This window comes from Arthrobacter sp. Y3225116 (genome assembly GCF_059091245.1).
The window spans coordinates 1-1,576 of the sequence record NZ_JBNHGL010000408.1 but is presented as its reverse complement, the minus strand read 5'-3'; the positions used below and the strand labels follow the sequence as shown (position 1 = coordinate 1,576).

The window sequence follows — 1,576 nt, the reverse complement described above, 5'->3', positions numbered from 1 at the left end:
GGGCGGCCGCCGGTGGCTCATCGCCGCGGATGGCGGCAAGCGTCGCGGCCAGATCGTCCGGCTTGACCAGCACGTCGCGTGCCTTCGAGCCCTCGGACGGGCCGACCACGCCCCTGGACTCCAGCAGGTCCATCAGGCGGCCGGCCTTGGCGAAGCCCACGCGCAGCTTCCGCTGCAGCATCGACGTCGAGCCGAACTGCGTGGTGACCACGAGTTCGGTCGCCTGCAGCAGCACGTCCAGGTCGTCGCCGATGTCGTCGTCGATCTGCTTCTTCGGCGCCTCGACGGCGACGTCATCCCGGTAGACGGCCTGCAGCTGTCCCTTGACGTGTTCCACGACCTTATGGATTTCCGATTCGGAGACCCAGGCGCCCTGGACGCGGATGGGCTTGTTGGCGCCCATCGGCAGGAACAAGGCGTCGCCCTGGCCGATGAGCTTCTCCGCGCCGGGCTGGTCGAGCACCACGCGGGAGTCGGTCACCGACGAGGTGGCGAACGCCATCCGCGACGGCACGTTGGCCTTGATCAGGCCGGTCACCACGTCCACCGACGGCCGCTGGGTGGCCAGCACCAGGTGGATGCCGGCGGCGCGGGCGAGCTGGGTGATGCGGACGATGGAGTCCTCGACGTCCCGCGGGGCGACCATCATCAGGTCGGCGAGCTCGTCCACGATCACCAGCAGGTACGGGTAGGGCTTGATCACGCGCTTGGACCCGGCCGGCGGCACAACCTTCCCGTTGCGCACGGCCTTGTTGAAATCGTCGATGTGCTTGTAGCCGAAGTTGGCCAGGTCGTCGTAGCGCGTGTCCATCTCCCGGACCACCCACTGCAGCGCCTCGGCCGCCTTCTTCGGATTGGTGATGATCGGCGTGATCAGGTGCGGCACGCCCTCGTACGCGGTCAGTTCCACGCGCTTGGGGTCCACCATGACCATCCGCACCTCGTCCGGCGTCGAGCGCATCAGGATCGAGGTGATCATCGAGTTCACGAACGAAGACTTGCCCGCGCCAGTAGCGCCCGCGACGAGCAGGTGCGGCATCTTGGCCAGGTTGGCCAGCACGAACCCGCCCTCCACGTCCTTGCCCACGCCCATGACCATCGGGTGCTCGGTCTTGCGGGCGTTGTTCGACCTGAGCACGTCGCCCAGGGAGACCGTTTCCCGGTCGGTGTTCGGGATCTCGATGCCGATGGCCGATTTGCCGGGAATCGGCGAGAGGATGCGCACGTCCGAGCTGGCCACGGCGTAGGAGATGTTCTTGGACAGCGCGGTGACACGTTCGACCTTGGTGCCCGGCGCCAGCTCGATTTCGTACCGGGTCACCGTCGGGCCGCGGGAGAAGCCGGTGACCTTCGCGTCGACCTTGAACTGGTCCAGCGTCTCGGTCAGCGCCTTGACGACGGCGTCGTTGGCCTCCGAGCGTTCCTTCGAGGGCGGGCCAGGCGGCAGGAAATCCGAGGGCGGCAGGGTGTAGGCGACGTCGCCGGCCAGCTGCAACTGCTCGGTGCGCTGCGGGATCGGGGTGGTCGGCGGCTGCGGCTGGACCGGGGTGGACGGGACGATGGGGGCCGCGGCCGC

The 1,576-nt window shown here is 68.3% G+C and carries 1 protein-coding gene; it reads right to left on the bottom strand.

Going from position 1 to position 1,576, the window contains the following annotated elements; all coding sequences use genetic code 11:
• The coding region (locus tag AC5RV2_RS17850) for a DNA translocase FtsK (RefSeq protein WP_494093437.1) at window positions 1-1,576 on the bottom strand (1,576 nt) is incomplete at both ends.